At 66.5% G+C, this 15,976-nt stretch carries 10 protein-coding genes; 9 read left to right on the top strand and 1 reads right to left on the bottom strand.

The annotated features are described in order from the left end of the window. Nucleotides 1-11 precede the first annotated feature (11 nt). Nucleotides 12-2,720: a pyruvate dehydrogenase (acetyl-transferring), homodimeric type gene (gene aceE, locus AKI39_RS10395; protein ID WP_066635246.1), complete on the bottom strand. Its 2,709-nt coding sequence runs from the start codon at nucleotides 2,718-2,720 to the stop codon at nucleotides 12-14. Nucleotides 2,721-2,979: 259 nt separating this feature from the next. Here aceE and AKI39_RS10390 point away from each other — a divergent pair, with 259 nt between their 5' ends. From AKI39_RS10390 to AKI39_RS10350, 9 genes are all read left to right on the top strand, one after another. Further along, a complete protein-coding gene (locus AKI39_RS10390; protein ID WP_066635245.1) occupies nucleotides 2,980-4,734 on the top strand; it encodes a PAS domain-containing sensor histidine kinase in 1,755 nt (584 codons plus the stop codon). Beyond that, the gene (locus tag AKI39_RS10385) at nucleotides 4,731-5,357 is read left to right on the top strand and encodes a response regulator transcription factor (protein WP_066635243.1); all 627 of its coding nucleotides are present in this window, start codon (nucleotides 4,731-4,733) and stop codon (nucleotides 5,355-5,357) included. The genes AKI39_RS10390 and AKI39_RS10385 overlap by 4 nt, the downstream gene beginning before the upstream one ends. After that, nucleotides 5,354-6,202 carry a bifunctional methylenetetrahydrofolate dehydrogenase/methenyltetrahydrofolate cyclohydrolase FolD gene (folD, locus tag AKI39_RS10380; protein ID WP_066635238.1) on the top strand — a complete coding sequence of 283 codons (849 nt, stop codon included), beginning with the start codon at nucleotides 5,354-5,356 and terminating at the stop codon, nucleotides 6,200-6,202. Before AKI39_RS10385 ends, folD begins: the two co-directional genes overlap by 4 nt. 323 nt (nucleotides 6,203-6,525) lie before the next feature. After that, entirely contained in the window at nucleotides 6,526-8,589 is a 2,064-nt protein-coding gene (locus AKI39_RS10375) for a M3 family metallopeptidase (protein ID WP_066635236.1), read from the top strand. 205 nt (nucleotides 8,590-8,794) lie between these two features. Next, the gene (locus AKI39_RS10370) at nucleotides 8,795-9,355 is read left to right on the top strand and encodes an SCO family protein (RefSeq protein ID WP_066642700.1); all 561 of its coding nucleotides are present in this window, start codon (nucleotides 8,795-8,797) and stop codon (nucleotides 9,353-9,355) included. A 112-nt stretch (nucleotides 9,356-9,467) separates the two neighbouring features. Further along, a complete protein-coding gene (locus AKI39_RS10365) occupies nucleotides 9,468-9,722 on the top strand; it encodes a GlsB/YeaQ/YmgE family stress response membrane protein (protein WP_066635234.1) in 255 nt (84 codons plus the stop codon). 346 nt (nucleotides 9,723-10,068) lie between these two features. Next, nucleotides 10,069-10,917, top strand: coding sequence for a hypothetical protein (locus tag AKI39_RS10360; RefSeq protein ID WP_066635231.1), 849 nt, complete (start codon nucleotides 10,069-10,071; stop codon nucleotides 10,915-10,917). Between the two features lie 358 nt (nucleotides 10,918-11,275). Beyond that, the gene (locus AKI39_RS10355) at nucleotides 11,276-13,321 is read left to right on the top strand and encodes a hypothetical protein (protein WP_066635228.1); all 2,046 of its coding nucleotides are present in this window, start codon (nucleotides 11,276-11,278) and stop codon (nucleotides 13,319-13,321) included. Nucleotides 13,322-13,892: 571 nt separating this feature from the next. Next, a complete protein-coding gene (locus AKI39_RS10350; protein WP_066635226.1) occupies nucleotides 13,893-15,968 on the top strand; it encodes a hypothetical protein in 2,076 nt (691 codons plus the stop codon). The last annotated feature ends 8 nt before the right edge of the window (nucleotides 15,969-15,976 follow it).

Genomic DNA, 15,976 nt, shown 5'->3' with positions numbered 1-15,976 from the left:
TCGTTCGGGCCTCAGGCGTATTGCGGGTTGGCTTTCTCGGGGTTGATTCCGTATTTCTTGATGGCCTCGGCCACCTTGGAAGCCGGAATGGCGCCTTCGTCCGCCAGCGCCTTCAGGGCAGCGACGGCCACGAAGTGACGGTCGATCTCGAAATGCTCGCGCAGCTTGTAGCGGAAATCGGACCGGCCGAAACCATCCGTGCCCAGCACGCGATACTCGCGGCCCTTGGGAATGAATGGACGGATCTGGTCGGCGTAAAGCTTCATGTAGTCGGTCGACGCGATGATCGGACCCTCGGTCTTCTCCAGCTGCTGCGTCACGTACGGCGCCTGCGGCTTCTTTTCCGTCGGATGCAGCAGATTGTGGCGATCGATATCCTGGCCTTCGCGGCGCAGCAGCGTGAAGCTGGTCACGCTCCAGATATCGGATGCGACGCCCCAGTCGGTGTCCAGCAGCGCCGCGGCGGCCTCGACTTCGCGCAGGATGGTGCCCGAGCCCATCAGCTGCACGCGCTGCTTGCCCTTGCCCACGGTCTTCAGCTTGTACATGCCGCGCACGATGCCTTCCTCGTCGCCCGGCTTCAAGCCCGGGTGCGGGTAGTTCTCGTTCATCACGGTCAGGTAGTAGTAGACGTTCTCCTGGTTCTGCACCATGCGCCGCAGGCCGTCCTGGATGATGACCGCCACTTCGTGCGCGTAGGTCGGATCGTAGGGCAGGCAATTCGGGATGGTCGCCGCCATCAGGTGGCTGTGGCCGTCCTCGTGCTGCAGGCCTTCGCCGTTCAGCGTGGTGCGGCCCGCCGTGCCGCCGATCAGGAAGCCGCGCGCCTGCATATCGCCCGCCAGCCAGGCCAGGTCGCCGATGCGCTGGAAGCCGAACATCGAGTAATACACATAGAACGGCACCATGATGCGGTTGTTCGTGGAATACGACGTCGCCGCCGCGATCCACGAACTCATCGCGCCCGCCTCGTTGATGCCTTCCTGCAGCAGCTGGCCGTCGGCCGCTTCCTTGTAGTACATCACCTGGTCCTTATCGACCGGGGTGTACTTCTGCCCTTCGGGCGCATAGATGCCAATCTGGCGGAACAGGCCTTCCATGCCGAAGGTACGCGATTCGTCGGCCAGGATGGGCACGACGCGCGGCGCCAGTTCCTTGTCGCGCAGGATCTGGTTCAGCGAACGCACGAAGGCCTGCGTGGTGGAGATCTCGCGGCCTTCGGCCGTGGCTTCCAGCACCGGCTTGAAGGCTTCCAGCGCGGGGGCCTTCAGCTGCTCGTCGGCCTTGGTGCGGCGCTTGGGCAGATAGCCGCCCAGCGCCTTGCGGCGTTCGTGCAGGTATTTCATTTCCGGCGAATCCTCGGCCGGCTTGAAGAACGGCAGTTCTTCCAGCTTGTCGTCCGGGATGGGGATGCCGAAGCGGTCGCGGAATTCGCGCACCGCCGCCACGTCCAGCTTCTTCTGCTGGTGCGTGGGGTTCTTGGCCTGGCCGACGTGGCCCATGCCGTAGCCCTTGATGGTCTTGGCCAGGATGACGGTGGGCTGGCCCTTGTGGCTGGACGCCGCCTCGAAGGCCGCGTAGACCTTGTGCGGATCGTGGCCGCCGCGATTCAGGCGCCAGACATCCTCGTCGCTCATGCGGGCGACCATTTCCAGCAGCTTGGGGTGCTTGCCGAAGAACTTTTCGCGCACGAACTTGCCGTCGTTCGCCTTGTAGGCCTGGTATTCGCCGTCGACGGTTTCTTCCATCACGCGGCGCAGGATGCCTTCCTTGTCATGCGCCAGCAGCGGATCCCAATAGCCGCCCCAGATCAGCTTGATGACGTTCCAGCCGCTGCCGCGGAAATCGCCTTCCAGCTCCTGGATGATCTTGCCGTTGCCGCGCACCGGGCCGTCCAGGCGCTGCAGGTTGCAGTTGATGACGAAGATCAGGTTGTCCAGCTTTTCACGGGCCGCCAGGGCGATCGCGCCCAGCGATTCCGGCTCGTCCATTTCGCCGTCACCGCAGAAGACCCAGACCTTGCGATTGGCCGTATTGGCCAGGCCGCGCGCATGCAGGTACTTCAGGAAGCGCGCCTGATAGATGGCGGTGATGGGGCCCAGGCCCATCGACACGGTGGGGAACTGCCAGAATTCCGGCATCAGCTTCGGATGCGGATACGACGACAGGCCCTTGCCATCCACTTCCTGCCGGAAGTGGTCCATTTGTTCTTCGGTCAGCCGGCCTTCCAGGAAGGCGCGGGCGTAGACGCCGGGCGATGAATGGCCCTGGAAGTACACCAGGTCGCCGCCATGGCCTTCGCTCTCGCCGTGCCAGAAGTGATTCTGGCCGGTGCTGATCATGGTGGCCAGCGAGGCGAAGGAGGCGATATGGCCGCCCAGGTCGCCGCCGTCCGGAGGCGAATGCCGGTTGGCCCGCACGACCATGGCCATGGCGTTCCAGCGTACATAGGAGCGGATGCGCGCTTCCAGTTCCAGGTTGCCCGGGTGTGCCGGTTCGAGCCCGGGCGGAATCGTGTTTACATAAGCGGTGTTGGGCGAATACGGAATGTGAGCGCCGGAGCGGCGGGCCTCGTCGATGAGGCGTTCGAGCAGATAGTGCGCGCGTTCCGGGCCTTCGCGGTCCAGCACCGCCGCCAGCGCTTCGAGCCACTCCTGGGTTTCCAGGGTGTCTTCGTCATTGGCAGCCGTTTGGGCGCCAGCCAGGGCGTTAGAGGACATCGTGTGTCTCCAGCAGAGAGGGTTGTAGCCGTGCGCCTGTGCTGGCGCGAAGGGCATGGAAAAACGCCCGCGCAATACCGTGCCCGCCGCGCGGTTTCGCGGCGGGGGGCTGGCCAGGGCAACTTATGCGGCGCATTCTAGGAAACAAATTTAACCCGGCGCAAGATAAATTTCATGTTGCGGTACGGCATTTCATAATGCGAAATCATCGCGAATAGAAACAAACGACTAAAATGCGCCAAGTTCCCCCGACATAGCCATGGCCAGCGCTCCTAAGTCGAATATTCCCACGCCGTTCCACGATCATGCCCGCTTGCGCAGGCGGGGAGTGTATTGGCTCACGCCCGTGGTCGTACTCATACTCTATATATGTGTCATGGGCGTGTTCTTCTGGCTGCAGCGCATCCATGACGACAGCGTCATGTTCGTGACCATAGACCAGGAGATGCGGCAGCAGCGGCTGTTGTGGGTGGTCCTGGCGCTGTCCTGCGTGATCGTGATCAGCCTGCTCATGCTGTGGCGCTACACGCGCTTTCGCTCGCACGCAGAGGCCGCGCTGATCGCGGAAACGGGGTTTCGGCGTGCCATGGAAAACTCCATGTCCACCGGCATGCGCGTGCTGGACATGGAAGGCCGCATCGCCTACGTCAATCCCGCGTTCTGCCGCATGATCGGCTGGAACGAAGCCGATCTACTCGGCCGCAGCCCGCCCTTCCCCTACTGGGTGCCGGGCCGCCACGACCAGCACCAGCACACCCTGGACATCCTGCTGTCGGGCAAGACGCCCAGCAGCGGCCTGGAAGTGGAAGCCCAGCGGCGCGACGGTTCGCGCTTCACCGCGCGCATGTATGTATCGCCGCTGCTGGACCCGAACGGCAACCAGATCGGCTGGATGACGTCGATGACCGACATCACCGAGCCCAAGCGCATCCGCGAGGCCCTGACCGCAGCGCACGAACGTTTCATGACGGTGCTGGAAGGGCTGGACGATGCGATCTCCGTCACCGCCGATACGCACGACGGACTCGAACTGCTGTTCGCCAACCGCACCTACCGCCGGGTCTTCGGCGCGCAGACCGGCGGCCATGACGAACTGCTGGCCGGGCGCCGCGGCCGCTTCACCGACGAATCGGTCGAGGTCTTCGCCCCGTCGGTGCAGCGCTGGTTCGAAGTCCACCACCGCATGCTGGCCTGGACCGACGGGCGCCGCGTACGCCTGCAAGTCGCGCGCGACATCACCGAGCGCCGCCAGCACGAAGAGGCGTCGCGCGTGCAGCAGGAAAAGATCCAGCTCACCAGCCGCCTGACGACCATGGGCGAGATGGCATCGTCGCTGGCGCACGAATTGAACCAGCCGCTCACCGCCATCAGCAACTACAGCATGGGCGCGGTGGCCCTGGTCAAGGCGGGCCACACCAATCCCCGCATGCTGCTGCCGGCCCTGGAAAAAGCCGCCGCGCAGGCCGAACGCGCCGGCAAGATCATCAGCCGCATCCGCGAATTCGTGAAGCGCAGCGAGCCGCGCCGCCAGCGCGTCTCCATCGCCGGGATCGTCGACAATGCCATCGGCTTCGCCGAGATCGACGCGCGCAAGCGCCGCATCCGCATCGAACGCTTCGTGCCGTCGAACGCCCCGGACGTGCTGGCCGACCCCATCCTGATCGAACAGGTTCTGCTCAACCTCCTGAAGAACGGCCTGGAGGCCATGGAGAACAGCGATTCCGACGAACTGAAGGTGGCCGTCATCCTGCACGAACAGCACATCGAAGTGGCGGTGGTCGACCGCGGCCACGGCCTGGCCGACCCGGAACGGCTGTTCGAACCGTTTTTCAGCACCAAGGCCCAGGGTCTGGGCATGGGATTGAATATCTGCCGTACCATTATCGAGTCGCACCACGGCCGCCTCTGGGCGGACCCGAATCCCGCGGGCGGCACGATCTTCCGCTTCACCCTGCCCTGCGCCGCGCCACAAGCGCAGTCGCAGAATGACCAGTCCGAGGAGCTTCACGCATGAACACCCCCAATCCGTCCAGCACGGTATTCATCGTCGACGACGACGAAGCGGTACGCGATTCGCTGCGCTGGCTGCTGGAAGCCAACGGTTATCGCGTGCGCGCCTATGCCAGCGCGGAAAGCTTTCTGGAAGACTACGATCCCAACCAGGTCGGCGTGCTCATCGCGGATGTCCGCATGCCGGGCATGAGCGGCCTCGAACTGCAGGAACAGTTGATCGCCCGCAAGGCGCCGCTGCCCATCGTGTTCATCACCGGCCACGGCGACGTGCCGATGGCGGTGACCACCATGAAGAAGGGCGCGATCGACTTCCTGGAAAAACCCTTCAACGAATCGGACCTGCGCGAGATCGTGGCCCGCATGCTGGAACAGGCCACCCAGCGGGTGTCCAAGTTCCAGGCCCAACGCGACCACGAAGCCATGCTGGCCCGCCTGACCGCGCGCGAACAGCAGGTGCTGGAGCGCATCGTGGCGGGCCGCCTGAACAAGCAGATCGCCGACGACCTGGGCATCAGCATCAAGACCGTGGAAGCGCATCGCGCCAACATTATGGAAAAACTGGAAGTCACCACCGTGGCCGACCTGATGAAGGTGGCCCTGGCCAAACCCGAGGCACACGCATGACGGCACGCATCATCGATGGTTCGGCGCTGTCCCAGCGCATCCGCGACGACGTCGCGCATCGCGTGGCCGAACTGGCGAAGCAAGGGGTGCGGCCTGGCCTGGCCGTCGTCCTGGTGGGCGACAATCCGGCCTCGCAGGTGTATGTGCGCAACAAGGTGCTGGCCTGCGAGAGGGCCGGCCTGCATTCGGTCAAGGAGCAGTACCCCGCCACCATGAGCGAGGCGGAGCTGCTGCAGCGCATCGCCGTGCTGAACGGCGATCCCACCATCCACGGCATCCTGGTGCAGTTGCCGCTGCCGCCGCACATGGACGCCCACAAGGTGATCGAGGCCATCGCGCCGGAAAAGGACGTCGACGGCTTTCATATCAGCAACGCCGGCCTGCTCATGACCGGCCAGCCCCTGTTCCGCCCCTGCACGCCCTACGGCGTGATGAAGATGCTGGAATCCGAAGGGGTGGCGCTGCGCGGCGCCGAAGCGGTCATCGTGGGCGCCAGCAATATCGTCGGCAAGCCGATGGCCATGCTGCTGCTGGCGGCCGGCGCCACGGTGACGCTGTGCAATTCCAAGACGCGCGACCTGGGCGCGCATACGCGCCGCGCCGACGTGCTGGTGGTGGCCACCGGCAAGCCCGGCATCGTCCGGGGCGACATGATCAAGCCCGGCGCCGTGGTGATCGACGTGGGCATCAACCGCGGCGAGGACGGCAAGCTGCGCGGCGACGTGGACTTCGACAGCGCCGTGCAGGTCGCCGGCGCGATCACGCCCGTGCCGGGCGGCGTCGGCCCCATGACGATCGCCATGCTGCTCGTCAATACGGTCGAAGCCGCCGAACGGCTAAGGTAGGGTCGAGGCCCACCCCCGAAGCGCTACGCGCTTCCCCCTCAAGGGGACGACGCCGGCGGACCGGGGGAAAGACCCACCCCCGAAGCGCTTCGCGCCTCCCCCTCAAGGGGGCGACGCTGGCGGACCGGCGGAGCCGGATCCGCGGCGTCACCGATCTGGGTACACCGTTTCATCTTGGCAGGGCGGCGCTGGAGCGTTGGGCCCTGCCCTCCGGCCGGCGGCCTTGATGCCGCGCGGGCGCGGGCATCGTCCGCGGCGCGGCCCTTGCAACCTATGCGGCCCGTCTCCATCTAAACTGCACTGTCGTTCCCATCGAGCCGAACATGAGCGCCAACCCGCTACTCGCCCCCGTCGAAGACCTGGTGGACTATGCCGCCATCAAGCCCGAGCACATCGTGCCGGCCATGGATAGCCTGCTGGACACCGCGCGCCAGGCGGTGGACCGCGCCGCCGATCCCGCGCTGCCCGCCACCTGGGAAGCCGTGATCGAGCCCCTCGATTCGACGTCCGAACGCCTGTGGCGCGCGTGGTCGGTGGCCGGCCACCTGAACGCCGTGGTCAACACGCCGGAACTGCGCGAGGCCTATAACGCCGCGCTGCCCAAGGTGACCGATTTTTCGACCTGGGTAGGGCTGCACGAGGGCCTGTACAAGCAGTACCAGCGGCTGCACGCCGCGCCCGGCTTCGCGTCGTGGAGCCCGGTGCGCCAGCGTGTCATCGACCTGGCGCTGCGCGATTTCCGCCTCAGCGGCGTGGAACTGCAGGGGGCCGACCGCGACCGCTATGCAGAGATTTCCGATCGCGAGGCCCAGACCTCGCAGAAGTTCTCCGAAAACGTGCTGGACGCCATCGATGCCTGGTCCTTGCTGATCGAGGACGAAGCGCGCCTGGACGGCGTGCCGGACGATGTGAAACAGGCCGCGCGGCAGGCGGCCGAAGCCGACGGCAAGCCGGGCTGGAAGCTGACGCTGAAAATGCCCTGCTACCTGCCGGTCATGCAATACGCCCGCGATCGTGCCTTGCGCGAAACGCTGTATCGCGCCTACGGCACCGTGGCCTCCGAACAGGGCGAGGGCAAGTTCGACAACTCGCCGCTGATCGAGGAACTGCTCTCGCTGCGCGCGGAAGAATCGCGCCTGCTGGGTTTCCGCAATTTTGCCGAACTGCGCCTGCAGACCCGCATGGCCCGCAGCGCCGACCAGGTCGTTGCCTTCCTGCGCGACCTGGCCGGCCGCGCCCGCCCCTATGCCGAACGCGACCTGGCGCAGCTGCGCGACTATGCCCGGCAGGAATTGGGCATGGACGACTTGCAGCCCTGGGATGTTCCGTATGCCTCCGAACGGCTGCGCGAAGCGCGCTATGCCTATTCCGAGGACGACATCAAGCAGTACTTCACCGAACCCCGCGTGCTGGCCGGCCTCTTCGAAGTCATCGAAACGCTGTTCACCGTACGCCTGCGTGAATTTCCGGTATCGGCCTGGCATCCCGACGTACGCGGCGTGCGTGTCGAACGGCCCGACGGCGAACTGGTGGGCTATCTGTACCTGGACTTGTATGCGCGCGCCGGCAAGCAAGGCGGCGCCTGGGTGGACAGCGAGCGCAGCCGGCGCCTGGCGGGCGGGACGCTGCACACGCCGGTGGCCTACCTGACATGCAATTTCTCGCGTCCCAACGGCGGCAAGGCGGCGCTGTTGACGCACGACGACGTCATCACCCTGTTCCACGAAACCGGGCATGCCCTGCACGCCCTGCTGTCCGAAGTGGATGAACCCGGCGCGGCCGCCTTCGCCAGCGTGGAGTGGGATGCCATCGAGTTGCCGTCGCAGTTCATGGAAAACTTCTGCTGGGAATGGCCGGTGGTGCAGCGCCTGTCGGCGCACGTGGACACGGGCGAGCCGCTGCCGCGCGCGCTGTTCGAGAAACTGCAGGCGGCGCGCAACTTCCAGAGCGGCATGCAGACCGTGCGGCAGATCGAGTTCGCGCTGTTCGACATGCTGCTGCACGAGCGGCCCGAGGGCGCGAGCATCCGGTCCGTGCTGGACCTGCTCGGCGAAGTCCGCCGCGAGGTCGCCGTACTGACGCCGCCGGACTGGCACCGGATGCCGCACAGTTTTTCGCACCTGTTCGCCGGCGGCTATGGCGCCGGCTACTACAGCTACAAATGGGCGGAAGTCCTGTCCGCCGACGCCTACGAAGCCTTCGAGGAAGCGGCGCGCGGCGGCCAGCACGGCACGCTGGACGCGGCCACCGGGGCGCGCTTCCGGCGCGAGATCCTGGCGGTGGGCGGTGCGCGTCCCGCGGCGGATTCCTTCAAGGCCTTTCGCGGCCGCGAACCGCGCATCGACGCGCTGCTGCGCCACAGCGGCATGACCGCCCTGCAGGACTGACGCCATGCGCCCGCCTCTCGCATCGCGTCGCATCCTGGCAGCTTGCGCCATGCCTGTTCCCGCCAGGCGCCTTGCGGCCGCGGCCGGTTCGGCCGCGCCCCATCTCGCCGCCTTCGGAGCGGGCGCCGTCCACGCCGGCCTCGCCATCCCGGCGCTGGCCAGGGCCATCCTGTACCGGTTGGCGGCGGCCGTCGTTGCCCTGCTCATGATGACGGCGGCCGCGCAGGCCGCGCCGCAGCCGGCCGTCTACGATATCCGCGGCCACCTGCCCGAGCTGAAGTTCACGCTATCCGGCGCGCAGGGGCGCACGGTCACCCAGGACGAGGTCAAGGGCAAAACGGTATTGCTGTTCTTTGGCTATGCCAGCTGCCCGGACGTCTGTCCGACCACCATGGCCCAGCTTGCGGACGTCATGAACCGGTTGGGCAAGGAAGGCGCCGATGTGCGCATCCTGTTCGTCAGCGTCGACCCGCACCGCGACACGCCCGACGGATTGCAAGCGTATGTGAACGCATTCAACCCCAACGCCATCGGCCTGACGGGCACGGAGCGCCAGATCGCGGACGTGGCGCGGCGGTATCGCGTCTCTTACCAGATCGACAAGCCCAAGCCCGGCGCCGATCCCAAGGTCTACAACGTGACGCACAGCCGCGGCGTCTATGTATTCGACAGCCACGGCGACGCTCGCCTGCTGCTTTCCGACAGCAGCTCAACGGACGAGATCGTTGATGCGCTGCGGAAATTGGTCGGCAGCGTGCAGCGATAAAACAACAAGGCAATTTGTTGTTACATGCGACCGGCGACCGGCCCGACAGGCCGCCGCTATGATGCCCGTGTTGCGGTTCCCTTAGACGCGTATCAAAACGGAAGGAGCACGTATGGACATCATCATCATGATCATCGTGGGTTTCATCGTCGGTCTGATCGCGCGCGCGCTCATGCCCGGCGAGCAATCCATGGGCATTATCCTGACGAGCATCCTGGGCATCGTCGGCGCCGTCGTGGCCGGGTTCCTGGGCCGAACGCTGGGCTGGTATGCGCCGGGCGAGCCGGCCGGATGGATCGCCTCGGTCATCGGCGCGATCATCGTGCTGTTCGTGGTGGGATTGTTCACGCGTCGCCGCGGCGCCTAAGCGCCGTCCCCGGCCCGCGCCGGGTCCCCCATGCCAGAAAGCCGCGCCGCATTGCAGCGCGGCTTTCTACATTTGATCAACGCTTGCGGACCGCGCGCTGCGGCGGGCGCATCGACGCGCTTGCTCCCTTGCGGGCCGCGCCAGAACGCTATCCGGCCGTCAATACGCCACCGCTCCCTGCATGGTCCGCGGCATGAGCGGCGGCCGCCGAGCGGAAAAAAGCGGGCGAGTCCCGTCGCGGGACGAAGGAATCAACTGGCAGGGAATCACACGCATGCGGCATTGGCACTGCTGCATGGTCCTCGATGGCAATGCACGCATCCGCCGATCTCCATGGAAGCACCCGATGTCCGTCAGCACGCTTTGCAATATCCCTATCACCGCGTCCTATACCATCCCGGCCACGCTCGCTCCGCATGATGCGGATTCCTCCCTGGCCTTCACGTCCACCGCCACTTCCCCGGCCCGCGCATCGCGCGCCCGCGCTCACACCGCCGGCCCTCCTCGACCATCCTCCGCGGCGCCGGGCGCCCGGCTTACGCATGCGAACAACACGCGCACCGTCCTGCGACATGCGCCGCTGCGGCCGGTGCGCGGGCATATCGTGGACGCGCCGGCATACATGCGGCCGCGGCCGTCCCGGCATGATGACGCGCTGGTCTCGATGCCCACGTCATTGCATCATGGCATCACGCCTGCATCGACGCGCGCGGCACGCGCCGGCAGTGTCGCCACGCTGCGCCGCGACAGCATCGCCAGCGTAAGCAGTATCGGTAGCATGCATAGCACCGCCAGCCGCGGCATGGCCGGCCACAGCAGTATCGGCAGCATGCGCAGCATCGCCAGCCTGAGCAGTATCGGCAGCGCTCTCAGCATCGCTAGCCAGAGCAGTATCGGCAGCATCGCCGGCGAGAGCGGTATCGGCAGCATCCGCGGGGTCGACGTCGACCATCGCCCGGCTTCGGTGTCCAGCCGCGAGAGCGGCTTGTCGTGCGCCGGCTCGGTCGACTCCGGCCTTGGTGGCGCGCGGCATCGCCAGGTCAGTGAAGCCACGATAACGATCACCGACGACACACCGCGGGTGATCGTCTCCGAGCATGTCCTCACCCAGCCCGCCGATTGCCCGGCGCCCGGGTTGACATGGCAGCGGAAATGGCTCACGCCAGCGCGCTCGAACAAGACGCGGCCAGACTGAAGACCGACCGCTAGAAGGCCAGCGCGGGGGCACGCGCTGACGGGAAACCCGTCAGCGGCGGCGCCTCGGCCGCAACCGGCCTATGCCGTGAGCCTGCCGCCATATCGCCGCAAGTCAGCTGCCTGCCGCGCCACCCACATGGCCGCCAGGCTGTCCATGCAATCGCCGACCTCCATGGAAACATCCGATGCCCGACTACCTCCCTCTTCCTACCCAGACATCCCTGCGGTCTTATTCGATCAACCCCTCCTCCGATGCGCAGGACATTCCCCTTGCGGCATTCAAGACGGAAACATTCAAACGTCCGGCCAGGGCATCCTTCGACCACGCCGCAACAGGCCGCCGCCCAACACCTGACATGCGGACACGCATCCTGCGGCTTGCCGACGCACGCAACGGCACCGTGTTGCGCCACGCGCCGCTGCGGCCGGGGGCCCACCAGGGCGAGGGCACGCCCCTATCCCGTCCACTTCCGGCCCATCAGAATTGGCACTCCAGTCAGGCCAGCATCATGATCGGGGACAGCACGCCTGAAGCGGTGATGCCGGATCGACGGACGCCATCTCCGGCCGTCAGCGAAGTGACATTGGCCATCACCGACCACGCCGCCGAGACCACATGGCTGATGGAATCAACCGACCCCCGTCCTTGCCTGCCCCGGGCACCCGCGGTATGCGCGGCCGTCGACGCGTTGCTGGCGGATTGTTTGCCGGGACCCACGATGCCGTCGATCCGCCCCCCGGGCGTTTTTCCATCGCCCGCGCAGGAGCCGTCACCGCAGGAGACCTCACTCTACCTTCTGGGCTGCCACATCCGCGGCGAGTTGTTCGATCAAGCATCGGGGTGGCACGAACGCGCGGCCTCCCGGATCGCCACGGCGGCGGCGGCGATGACGAGCGGCATCGCGCAACAAGCCATCGCGGTCGACTTCACCCAGCTGGCGCTTGCACTTCACATCAGTCTCCAGTCGGAGGCCGATGGCGCCCGTGAGCCGGCCACGGGCGACACGGGCGGTCCGCGTACCGTAACCGCCGCGGATCTGGACATACTCGACCGCGTCGCACGGCTGCGCGATGTCGACAACGTGGATCGCCGGAAACTGGAAGCCGCCGTGGATACCGCGCTCGTGCCCTGGACCAACACCACGGCCCGCCGCGTCGCTGGGCGCGTCGTCGATGTGGTGGCGGCAATGGCGCACGAAGTGTTCCACCGCCGCGTATATCGCGACGAAATCGAAAAACTGGTCGCCGCCAGCGATCGCGACGACCACGACGCCATGCATGAAGCCTTCATCCGCCTGTACCACATGGATCGGGCCTTCGCGTCTCCCCATCAATCGGGAGTAGACCGATGCATCAGGCTGGTAAAAAGCCTGCCCGCGCCGGTCCAGGCGGACTTCATGCGCACATTCTTACCGCGATCGGAACACCCGGCCGACGACGTGCCGGCACAGGGCCTTCAGGCCTACCTGCGTCCGGTCCAGGCAGGCGTGGTACTGGGGAGCCAGGTCTCCGATCGGCTACGGGTCGACCTGCAGCGTATGATGGCCGACCTGTTGGCGGCCGCAGCGCATCTGCGCGGCGAGGAAGCTGCTATCGCGCCCGCGGCCGATGCCGGTCGGAAACGCACGACCACCGACCTGTTCGATATGCCGGCACCGCAGCGCCCCACGCTGGCGGCCATGGTACGGAATATCTGGCGCCGCTTGGGCCCCGCAACCCCGTTGGAACGTGCCGAACGCCGGCTCTTCCAGGCGATCAAGCAGCAGGCCGTGTTGCCCATCCGCCCCATTCGCGCGCAATGGACGTCCATGGACGCAGCCATTCGGGACGTCCTGGCCCTGCAGCAGCCGCCGGCAAGCTATGCCGACGTCGTGCAAGCGTGCGTACGCACGCTGACGCCGGAGCAATGCGTCGCCCTGCACCACATCGTCGACAGCTACGAACATCTGAAGGAAGACGACCCGGCGTTGCATCGCTCCCTCTCCGCGGAACGGAAGCAGCATCTGGCGGCGCTGGACGCGGCGTTGACAAAAGAAGTGGACGTACGGCCCGCCATGCCGGCCGTCGACAAGGCGATCCGTGCGCTCGCCAGGGGTAGCCGCGGGCGGGACCTCCTGGGCGCGCTCGAAGCGCTGTCGGCCTGCCTGGACAAGCACGCCGGCGACCTGCCCGCCGCCCGTACGCTGTGCGCAGCGACGCTGAAGCGGCTGGCGCTGCCACCGGGCGACCTCGACGCCGCGCTGGCGCGGCTCCGTACGCTGGCGGCGCAAGCGCGGCTGAAGGACGATATCACCGCGACCTTCGAGACCTACCGGCGCACCCCCAACGCGGTCGCCGAAACGTCCAGCCTGATGCCCTCGCTACGGGTCCTGGCCGCGGCGCTCGAAGCGCAGGCGGCCTGAGCGGCGACGCCGCTTGGCGCGGCGGCCGCCAAGTTGTGAACACGCCCGCAGGCCCGCCAGCCTGCGCTTGGAAAGGCCGCGCGGCATCGCAACGCGGCCTTTTTCCTTCCGGGCATGGCATGCAGGCCCCCAGGTTCCCGCGGACGTGAAAAAGCAGGCGATGCCGGGCCCGAGCCAAGGGAATCAAACCACGGCGAATCACACCGATACGGCATAGCCGCCGCGGCATGGTCTTCCACGGCCGTGCACGAATCGCTGCCGCTTCGCTAGTCGCCCGTTCCGGCAAGCGACCGCTACCATTCCCAGGTACCCCCCGATGCCCGACACCGCTTTCCTGCCCGTTACGCCGCCGTCCTCTCCGCTGCCGTACGTCGATACACCGGCACACGACGCACCGTCCTTCACCTTCGCCCCATCATGCGGACACCCATCCCGGGCATCGTGCAGCCGCGTACCTGCCCGCAGGGCGTCATGGTCGTCCAGCGCGGACGGACCAGCCTTCTGGCTCGCCACCCCCGGAAAATCGCAGGCCGTCCCCCGCCATGCGTCGGGGCGGCAGCGGCACGCGTCCATGGAAAACCTCGCACATTCCACGCCGCGCAGCCATAGCCCGGCCAGTAGCGGCTATTCCAGCAAGGACAGCATCCCCGCGTCCATTCCGGCCAGTAGCGGCTATCACAGCAACGGCAGCATCTCGACGTCCATTCCTTCGAGCAGGGACAGCCTGTACGACGCGAACCGGCACGCCATGGCCCGCTGGCAAACCAGTGAAGCCGGCATCGTGATTGGCGGCCATGGGCTTGAACACGCCGGACCCGATATCCCGGCAACTCCCCCCGTGATAAGCGAGGTGAAGGCAACCATTACCGATAGCCCCTTCATTACCCTAACCAAGGTAAGGCCAGTCGAACCCGCTCCTGCCCTGGTCCGAGCGCCGCTGGTACGCATCGCGGTGAATGCACTGCTGGCCGACTGCACGGGGCCCGAGGGCGGCAACAGGGCCGGCGCCGCACTGGCGGAGTCCGCCGCGCCGCGCTCTGAAGGGTCTGAACTCTACCTGCTCGGCTGCCGCGTACAGCAAGCCATGGTCGACGAGACCCTCGCCTGGCACGAGCGGGCCGCCGCCGAACTCGCCGCGGCGGCGGCGCGGTTGACCAGCGGCACGGCGGAAATAACGATCGAATCCAATTTCGTCCAGATGGCGCTGGCATCCGCCATCGATGACTACGCCACCCGGAATGGACCTTGCCGCGCATCCAGCGACAAGGAGCTCCTGCCTTCACCCATTCTGGCGCGCTCCGATATCCTCAATCGCCTCCGCCAGCTACGTGACCTGGACGGCGCGAACCGGCGTAAGTTGGATGTGGCCGTGGATCGCGCCCTGGGGCCGGCGGCCAGCCCGCAAACGCGCTGCGTCGCCCGGCTTATCATCGACCTGGTGGCCGAAATGGCCAATGAGTCCTTCAGGCGGCGCGTATACCAGGATGAAATCGAAAAGCTGCTGGCGGCCAGCGTTGGCAATCCCGACGCCCTGCATCGCGCCTTCGTCAGCCTATACGCCCTGGATCGGTCCTTTGCCTTGCCTCATCAGTCCGGCGTGGAGCGCTGCCTGGCGCTCGTCGGGAGCCTGCCGCGCCCGGTCCAGGAAGATTTCATTCGCACATTCGCGGCGGCACAAGCGGACACCGGAGACCGCGCGACAGCGCCGGCACTGCGCAGTTACCGCGACGTGATGCAATCGGAGGCCCTGCTGCCCGGCAAGGTTTCCGAACGCCTGCAGTCCGACCAGCGGCAGTTCATGACGGACCTGTTCGCCGCCGCGGCCATCTTGAGCGGCAAGGAACCGCCCAGCAAGCACGCCGCCGATGCCGCTGCGGGGACCGCGCGTGCCGCGCTCCTGGCCATGCCCGCGCCTCGGCGCCGCACACTGCGCGAAATCGCGCAAGCTTTCTGGCGCCGTATTCGTCCCTCCACGCGGCTGGAACGCGCGCAACGCCGGGTCGGCCAGATCATCAAGCAACAAGCCGTCTCCACCTCGCCGACGAGGGCGCAATGGAAAATCATGGAAGCGGCCATCCAGGACTTGATTGATTTGCAACGGTCGCCCGCACGGTATGGCGATGTCGTGCAAGCATGCGTAAGCACGCTGACGCCAGCCCAATGTGCCGCCTTGCGCGATCTGGTGGACAGCAACGAATCCCTGAAGGCGGACGTCCTGGACAGGCGCGGCGGCATTCCACGCGCCCGTAGGCTGCATCTTCTGGCCCTGGATGCGGCGCTGGCAAATGAACCGGCGATACGTCACACGATGCAGGCCGTTGGCAATGCGGTCGCAGCGCTCCGCGGCGGTCGCGACAACCCCGAGTTCGTGGAGGCCTTCGTAGCCCTGTCCGCCTGCCTGAACCAGCATGCCCGCGAACTGCCCGACGCCCGCATCCTGTGCGAAGCGGTCCTGAAGCGCCTTGGCCTGCCACCCCGGCATATCCACGAGGCGCTCGCACGACTCAAGACGCTGCAGGCTCATGTGTGGATCGAGGACAAGATCAGGATGACCTATCGAAACATGTCGCACCCGCGCCTCGAGACGATAAGCCTGACGCCGGCGCTGCGCGCCCTGGAGGCCGCGCTCGAAAATCAGGCAGCCTGATCCTCTTG

Origin of the sequence: Bordetella sp. H567 (genome assembly GCF_001704295.1) — a bacterium.
Classification (GTDB): Bacteria; Pseudomonadota; Gammaproteobacteria; order Burkholderiales; family Burkholderiaceae_B; genus Bordetella_C.
The sequence above is the reverse complement of the archived record's forward strand: the minus strand, read 5'-3'. Positions and strand labels throughout refer to the sequence as shown.

Bases quoted from the DNA above. Each gene is read 5' to 3' on its own strand.
- AKI39_RS10365 (WP_066635234.1), top strand. From the start codon at position 9,468: ATGGACATCATCATCATGATCATCGTGGGTTTCATCGTCGGTCTGATC.
- AKI39_RS10385 (WP_066635243.1), top strand. From the start codon at position 4,731: ATGAACACCCCCAATCCGTCCAGCACGGTATTCATCGTCGACGACGAC.
- AKI39_RS10360 (WP_066635231.1), top strand. From the start codon at position 10,069: ATGTCCGTCAGCACGCTTTGCAATATCCCTATCACCGCGTCCTATACC.
- AKI39_RS10370 (WP_066642700.1), top strand. From the start codon at position 8,795: ATGATGACGGCGGCCGCGCAGGCCGCGCCGCAGCCGGCCGTCTACGAT.
- AKI39_RS10390 (WP_066635245.1), top strand. From the start codon at position 2,980: ATGGCCAGCGCTCCTAAGTCGAATATTCCCACGCCGTTCCACGATCAT.
- AKI39_RS10355 (WP_066635228.1), top strand. From the start codon at position 11,276: ATGCGGACACGCATCCTGCGGCTTGCCGACGCACGCAACGGCACCGTG.
- aceE (WP_066635246.1), bottom strand. From the start codon at position 2,720: ATGTCCTCTAACGCCCTGGCTGGCGCCCAAACGGCTGCCAATGACGAA.
- AKI39_RS10350 (WP_066635226.1), top strand. From the start codon at position 13,893: ATGGAAAACCTCGCACATTCCACGCCGCGCAGCCATAGCCCGGCCAGT.
- AKI39_RS10375 (WP_066635236.1), top strand. From the start codon at position 6,526: ATGAGCGCCAACCCGCTACTCGCCCCCGTCGAAGACCTGGTGGACTAT.
- folD (WP_066635238.1), top strand. From the start codon at position 5,354: ATGACGGCACGCATCATCGATGGTTCGGCGCTGTCCCAGCGCATCCGC.